5 protein-coding genes and 1 pseudogene are annotated in these 7,372 nt (G+C 44.0%); all 6 read right to left on the reverse strand.

The features are described from left to right. On the reverse strand, positions 1-1,064 hold a 1,064-nt coding region (locus IH879_16220), incomplete at its 3' end, for a S9 family peptidase (protein MCH7676473.1). A 182-nt stretch (positions 1,065-1,246) separates the two neighbouring features. Next, positions 1,247-1,716 (reverse strand): annotated as a pseudogene (locus IH879_16225) (DNA alkylation repair protein). A gap of 25 nt (positions 1,717-1,741) precedes the next feature. After that, positions 1,742-2,380, reverse strand: coding sequence for a nucleotidyl transferase AbiEii/AbiGii toxin family protein (locus IH879_16230; GenBank protein ID MCH7676474.1), 639 nt, complete (start codon positions 2,378-2,380; stop codon positions 1,742-1,744). Between the two features lie 233 nt (positions 2,381-2,613). Next, positions 2,614-4,452 carry a DUF2339 domain-containing protein gene (locus IH879_16235; GenBank protein MCH7676475.1) on the reverse strand — a complete coding sequence of 613 codons (1,839 nt, stop codon included), beginning with the start codon at positions 4,450-4,452 and terminating at the stop codon, positions 2,614-2,616. Further along, complete coding sequence (locus tag IH879_16240; GenBank protein MCH7676476.1) at positions 4,439-5,149, reverse strand: DNA alkylation repair protein; 711 nt, start codon at positions 5,147-5,149, stop codon at positions 4,439-4,441. The genes IH879_16235 and IH879_16240 overlap by 14 nt, the downstream gene beginning before the upstream one ends. A 29-nt stretch (positions 5,150-5,178) precedes the next feature. Continuing rightward, a partial coding sequence (locus IH879_16245) for a SpoIIE family protein phosphatase (protein ID MCH7676477.1) occupies positions 5,179-7,372 on the reverse strand: 2,194 nt, incomplete at its 5' end.

Here is a 7,372-nt window from a genome sequence, read left to right on the forward strand (position 1 = left end):
GCAAAAGCAGAACCGTTAATGGGCGCGTCTGATTCCGGAATGCCCTCACGCCAATCATCCGGGCCCTGTGCTGGATTCTTCAAATCGACCGCGACGATGCGTTTGTTTGGCGCCTGCCAGTTTGTCTCCAAAAATAGTTGATCGCCGGCGATCTGTCCAAAGGTTCGCGCATCAATTTCTTTCTGAATGGCTACGATGGGACCATCCTCCGCTACGTTTTTGAGATAAACTTCTGTTTTCCCGGCAGAGCCGTGTAGCACGTGGATCACCAGGTGGCGGCCGTCATCCGAAAGCCCTGCAAAAATAATTTTGCCCGGATCATAGCCATCGCCAAAGAACTTCTTGTCCTCTGCAGGATCGGTTCCCATTTTGTGAAAATAAAGGCGCGATCCTTCCTTGCCGTGCAGCGTGTAATACATCCCGCTGTTGTCGGGAGTTAAAGCCGCGCCGAAGTAGCGGGCTTTGGGAAATTTATCGGGAAGTTCGGTGCGTTTGTCAACATCCAAAAACCGGAGCTGCACTTCGTCTTCGCCGCCCTCGCGCACACCATAAATCAAAATCTTGCCATCCTTCGAAACGCCCCGAATGTGAACGCTCGTTCTCAAATCATCGCTCATACCATGAGGATCGATCAAAAGCTGATCTTCTCCACCGAGTCCTTCTCTCATATAAATTATGCGAAGGTCCTGATCGGCTGCCCGCTTAGTAAAAAAGTAACGCCCGTTGCGGGCAATGGGTATGCTGATAACATCGATTTTCATCAACTCGGTGAGGCGCTTCTTAAGTTTGTCGCGGCCGGGAAAATCTCCAATAAGGGATTGCGTGTATTTATTCTGCGCATCGATCCAAGTTCGGGTTTCGGAGCTTTGTTGATCCTCGAGCCAGCGATAGGGGTCGACAATTTCAACCCCATGCAGCGTTTCTTTGACATTATCCCGGCGCGTTCCCGGTGGAGTTTTTTTATCCCCGCCATACGCCCAAAGCAAAGAGCCGCTGAGCAAAAATAACAACGACCAGCTTTTTAGCTGGAATTTAAGATTGGATTGAGTTAGGATTTTTCGCATTTTATATTCCTCCAGATTTTGTCGTTGGATTACCAAATTATTCAATGGAATATCAAAAATCAGGTTTAAATCAAGTGTTTGGGGTATTTAAGTATCGGGTGTTTAAGTTGAACTTTCTGAAGACTTGAACACTATAAAGCTTTTTAGAACAGCCTTTCAGATAAACTTACCTCCATTTTTTCCTACGCAATTTTCTCACCAAAGGGTAAAAGAGCATCAGAGAGCTTTAAAATATCTTCAGAAGTCATTTTTTTTGATGAAGGTATAAGTCGCAATAATAGAAATTCTTCTTTCCCACAAACTTTTTGATTTAGCCAGTTGATAAAGCCGCTTCCTGTCCCGCTCAAATAAATATCCCCCAACGATTTGATGGGCAGAGCTGTCAATCAGATCCCAATTGTTGATAGTATCGGTGTGACCTAAATATGCGTCATAGATATTCTTCCTCTCTTTATCACTTCCTTTTTTAAAAAGGGCCACCAACATAAACAAAGCCAGGAGACGTTCATTCGTGGTACTTCGATTTCAGTAATTCGAGAATTTGCCTGAGCGCCAACCCTCGAAATTTTCTTGCAACTTTGCGCGTTACCGGCACCCGAATTCCGAGAAATATGTCGCCTTCACCGTATTCTCCAGGGCCGGTTTTAATCACTGATTTTCACCGACTACACAAAAAACTAATACTCGTTAAATTTATCATCTTCTTTTGGCAATTTTATCTCCTGCTTAACCAGATCCTTCCAAACAGACATAATCATGGAATCTGCCTTAGCAGCCTTTAGTCGGTCTATAACCGGGCCAGTGTCGCTTTTGAGTTCAGGGAATCTCAGCAACAACATCATCAAATCCCGCCAGTCCGTCCCGGATTTCGGCTGGCCACGTCTCTTATGGTAAGCTATCACTTTGCGAGCGATTAGCTCTTCCGGCGCGGCCACGAGTACTTTGGCAATCCTCTTTGACAAAGGCAACATTTCGACAGATTGCAAGTCAACCAAATGACGGCTGCCGTTTTTTTGTATTTGAAAAAGACGATAGCCGCGACCTTTACCAACTCGCCGCACCCGCACCGCAATGTGGAACCGATCTTTAAGGTAGTCTTTTAATTCCTGTGCCAGCTCATCGGCACGAACCGAAAGGAGGTCTAAGTCTTGAGTCATGCGCGGCTCTTTTACATACGCATTTACCGCCTGTGCTCCAAACATGACGGCATCATCGCGCCCACGCAAAAATTCCAACAACGCATTTTGAATTTTGGCCAGTGGTAATGTCTCACGCATCATAAACTCCTGAAATGTTAAGGCACCTGCATTGAACATTTACAACTCCATTTCAGCTAATGAATTATTTTTAATGTAACAACTTCTAAGCTTAAAAAACAATAAAAAATTAAGATGCTAAACGTGTTTAAATCTCACCTTTAAGATATCTCTGCCGCTTTCTTTCCTCAAATTTCTCAATCGCGTACCGGAGCATGGTGCGCGGCATTTTCTTGTCATGCTTCCGCAGGTCAAGTAGTTCGGGTTAGTGCAAGCGTAACCGACAAAATAACTTAATCAGCCGGCTCGGAGCCGGGGTTCCATATTGCTCGAAAATAATAGCTGAGTAACAAAAAGAGTGCACCGAAGCCTAAAAATAATAGGATACGCCAGATAGTCTCGAGCTCCGCAAGATCAACTAAGAATAGTTTCCCCACAACTACGACCAGAGTTCCCATAGCGACGGTTCGAAGCTCGCTGTAATCATATCGGAGCCCCACAACAAGCAGGATGATGGTATAAATTCCCCAGAAGATTGTTACATAACCTTGGCCGTTAGGTAGTGAAGACAGCTCTCTAAGGAGCCATCCCAGGAAAGCGATATGGGCCAGAAATCTGTATACCTTTTTTTCTTGAGCTGATTTAAATAATATTGAAACCGCTGATGCAACGCCAATTATCCAGAAGTCGGTTACTGCGCGTGCATTTAATATGGCTGTTATTCCAGTGGTCTGCTCATCAAGTAGACGAAAAACAAGCCAGAGGCCCAGAAATCCGAATAGCAGATGGGCTGTTACAGCAGCCCCTTTATCTGACAATCTGTAGGCAATCAAGTGCAACACACCGGCTTCACTCGCCAGGGCGAATATAAGAGTATCTCCTTCCAGTAGCAGGCAAATTGCTATGGTTAAAAACAGAATGCCTACAAAAGCATGAGTATAAGCAAAATCTTTAAGAGTATTCAAACGGAAGAAGAGCCACGAAACCAACCCGTAAACAACCGCACTTGCCATCGCAATCCATCCCCAGGTTGAATTGCTTAATGACCATACTGCCGTAGACAGTGTCAAAGTGATAAGCGGGGTCAATACCGTTAGTAAATGCACATGATTATTCAGATACTTTTCTAAGAACTTTCTGTCTTTCGACAAGAAGAATTTGCCACCGAAATTTACCGAAAAAGGTGGCCATTGCTCAGGATTCTTCCTGGCAAAAAATTCACGTATGACCGGCACCAGCCAGAACACCAACCAGCCAAAAACCATTCCCAGCTGCAAAGCCCAACGATCACCAAGAGCTTCCTGGAAATCAGATGGCAGGCCTTCGAACAAACCAATCAGGAAGACCAGCCAAATTCCGACAAAGCTTGACCAAAGAAGCGAAAGCCAACCCTTGTAAAAATAAATTGCGCTAATTCCTCCAAGTAAGACACATGTGTATCCAACGAGAGCTGGCAAACTGCCGAAACCGGTATAAAGCAAAAACGGCGTCCCGAGCCCACCTAAAGTGCCGATAAGAGATAGGATCGCTTCATCCTGTCGAAGTGAGAACACAAATGATACAACCGTAACGGCTGCCATAAAAGCAAATGCGATTGGATGGGAAACAAGGGCGTAAAGTTGAAAAGCTGCGAAGCCGGTTATATAAAATGTAGCAATTCCACCGCCAAGAAGTACCCGGCTAAAATGCTTCCGATTAGCATAAATACGTGTGCCCAAAAGGAGTAGTACAATCCCAAGCGCCAGGCCAAACCCTACACGAACCATTGGGGTTAGCCACCCCTGGTCAATGGAGTACTTGAACAAAAATGCCACTCCAAACAGAAGCAAACCGATGCCAATTTTATTGAGCCAATATTCGTTTTTACGAATTTTATCAGCTGGTTCCGAGGATTCCCTGCTTTTGAGGGGCTTTGATGAAACCTGGTTTACCTTGCTCGGAGCGGAGGCTGCCTGAGCACGATTTGGGTCTACCAATGGAGAGATGTTTTCAGTGGTTTTCTCTGCAACATTACGTTTTTCAATGCTTGCTTCTTTGTGGATTTGTTTGAGCGCGCTTTGAAGCTCCGCTACGACTTTCTCCAACTGTTCGATACGCTTCTGCCAAGATTTTTCATTTTCAAATCTTTCCATGCAGATAACCCTTCCTCTTTTTTTCCTCAAATTTTTCAATGGCATACCGCAGCATCGTGCGCGGCATCTTTTTATAATGTTTCCGCAAGAACCTTTCCTCTACTTCGATGTCCTTTTTACCAACCTCTCTAAGCATCCAGCCAACTGCCTTATGCATTAAATCCTCTTCATCTGTCAGCAGAATCGCAGAGAGATTTAAAGTATCTTCAAAATCATCGCGCTTGATGAAAGTATAAGTTGCAATCATGGAAATTCTTCTTTCCCACAAACTTTTTGATTTAGCCAGTTGATAAAGCGGCTTCCTATCCCGCTCAAATAAATATCCCCCAACGATTTGATGCGCCGAGCCATCAACGAGATCCCAATTGTTGATATATTTCGTATGGCTTAAGTATGCCTCGTAAATCTTCTTTTGTTCTTTGTCTGTTTCTTTTTTGAATCGATTCACCAGCATAATTAAAGCCAACAAACGTTCTTCATGATACTTCGACTTCAGTAATTTCAGAACTTCATCAACCGGCAACTCTTTAAATTTCCGCGCTACCTTTTTTGTAACCGGCACCCGGATGCCCAGGAACAGGTCCCCCTCGCCGTATTCGCCAGGACCGGTTTTAAAAAATCGCAGTGAGTGCTCAGCAATCTTAGGATTGCTCAATTCCTGCATCTGCGCCTTGACATCTTTGAGGGAAACGCTCATTGTGTGCAATACAACTTTTCGAAAAGTTACTATTTGATTTTTATCACCATAAATGTCACGTCATCCTGCTGAGCACGTCCGTTCGCCCAGACCTCTCCTGCTTTTTTCAGATGTTCTATTATTTCTTCAGGTGAGTGAGCGCCGGTTTCTTCAAAAAGCACTTTCACCTGCTCCTCACCCAGCATTTCGTCCTGCGGATTAAACATCTCCTCCAGGCCGTCACTCATGAAAAGAACCGTATCGCCTGCACTCAAATGAAGTTTTTTGTCTTTGTAGGGAAAATTGCCAAAACCTCCCAGCGGCATTCCTTTTAGCGCGACTTCTTCAACCCGGCCAGTGGACGAACGATAGATCAGCGTAAAGGGCATGCCTGCCGCTGCAACCTGCATGTGATGATCCTTAAACTTTGCTATGGTCAACGCCATGAACATCTTTTTCAGGCCCATCGCCTTGATGACCTTGGTACCTTTTTTCAAGAATTCAATTGGCTCAGGCTCATCTGCAACGGCATTGAACAGGCTTTTGGTGGCCGCGACCATGGTGCCTGCCTGCATACCGTGCCCGGTCGCATCGCCAATTGCTACGGTCAAAGTGCCATTATCAGCAAGGTGAAAATCGTAATAATCACCGCCGACTTCTGTTGCGGTTTTCATAAAGACACCAATTTCGAGATGCGGATGCTGGGGTAGCTCTTTTGGCAGCATGGAGAGTTGGAGCTGGCGGGCCTGTTCGAGTTCTTTGGTTTTACGGGTGTTTTCATCGTTGGTCTGTGCAAAATTCCGAGCCAGATATATAGACATGAATATCAAAAGGCCAAAAATCCCAGTGAATAATAGTTCATCCGTAAAACTATTCGATCCCCCAAGAGCTAAAACCACCATTATATATCCCAATGACAAGATAAAAATCAGAAACCCTAAGCCAAGAATCCAAATTCCCGGGCGTTTTTTAAGCATCGCTATTACGATTACTCGAATCATTTCTGCAAATCCAATTAAGGTAAACACGAAAAGATAAACAGGAATTTCAAATGGCGGGTATACCCAATAATAAACTGCCACGCCTAAACCAGCAGCGAGTAAAATAAAAAATTGTTTTGGTAATTTTGGATAAAATAAAGAGTACAAGCAGCGGACACCAAACACTGCCATTACGTTTATTGCCAGACCTAACATTCTAGCAGAAAAACCTGTTTGTTGTAAGCTTGATAATAAATTTGATTGAACATAAAAGAATGCCATGGTTGCAATACCCCCTGTAAAGATTGAAAAGTAAAGATTTTCTTTAAATCGTGGATAAAACAAAAATAGCATCAAAAACTGAAGAGTAAGAAAAGCAGGCGCAATACTCCAAATCATTTGGAAAATAGTTGCTTTTCGAACAGAAGCTGTGTGGGTTTCAACTGTTTGATTTAAATCTCCAATATTCAGCCGGAATCCTATTGGCTGATCCCATTTTTTGAAATGTTCTGCGGAATAGTTGGAATAGCGTACCGCAAGCAGATGATTCGCTCCAGGTCCAAATGAAATCACTTTTGGGTTTTGTTCCATGTAGGTTTTTTCTTCGGTTTTTTTTGTTGCAACTGTACCAAATTGATAGATCATTTTTCCATCGAGGAAAATCTCAGATGCTCCGGCATGAAATCTTACTATAAGAGCCAGCGGAGTATTCCAGAGCGTAGAATCTATTTCCAGGTGCATCCTGAACCAACCGATGCCGTCCCATCCGCTTTTTGGAAGCCTGTTTTGGCTTAACAAGGTATCGAATGTTTCCCAAGAACGGTCATCAAAATCCGGATCAGACCATTCAAGGCTATCGCCGGGATGATATTTCCAAAGTCTCCACAGCGAAATATTATATTCTAAACCGCCTGCCCAAATCATTATTTTTGGCAGGACGGCAGTACTATCAGATTTTTCCGGGATGTCTCGTAAAGCGAAACCCCAGGGACCGGATTTCTGGGTAATTTTAAGAAGGCAAGTATTACCCCCAGCCTCTAATCTTGTATCGAAAACATCTTCATTATTGCTTAAAGTTCTCGCGGTTAAAGAGCTAAATACTTGTTGGCTATTTATCCATACAACAGCGCCATCATCATGTTTAAACTCAAATGATACTTCACCCGGGACCTCTTTATTTAGAACACAGAAGGCATAAATTGTGGCATTAAGTTGAGTTCCAAAAGCATCGCTTAGATCGACAATGCCGCTCCCTTTTGTGCGG

The sequence above is a fragment of the candidate division KSB1 bacterium genome (genome assembly GCA_022562085.1).
Lineage (GTDB): Bacteria > Zhuqueibacterota > Zhuqueibacteria > Oceanimicrobiales > Oceanimicrobiaceae > Oceanimicrobium.

Bases quoted from the DNA above. Each gene is read 5' to 3' on its own strand.
- IH879_16230 (MCH7676474.1), bottom strand. From the start codon at position 2,380: ATGTTCAATGCAGGTGCCTTAACATTTCAGGAGTTTATGATGCGTGAG.
- IH879_16235 (MCH7676475.1), bottom strand. From the start codon at position 4,452: ATGGAAAGATTTGAAAATGAAAAATCTTGGCAGAAGCGTATCGAACAG.
- IH879_16240 (MCH7676476.1), bottom strand. From the start codon at position 5,149: ATGAGCGTTTCCCTCAAAGATGTCAAGGCGCAGATGCAGGAATTGAGC.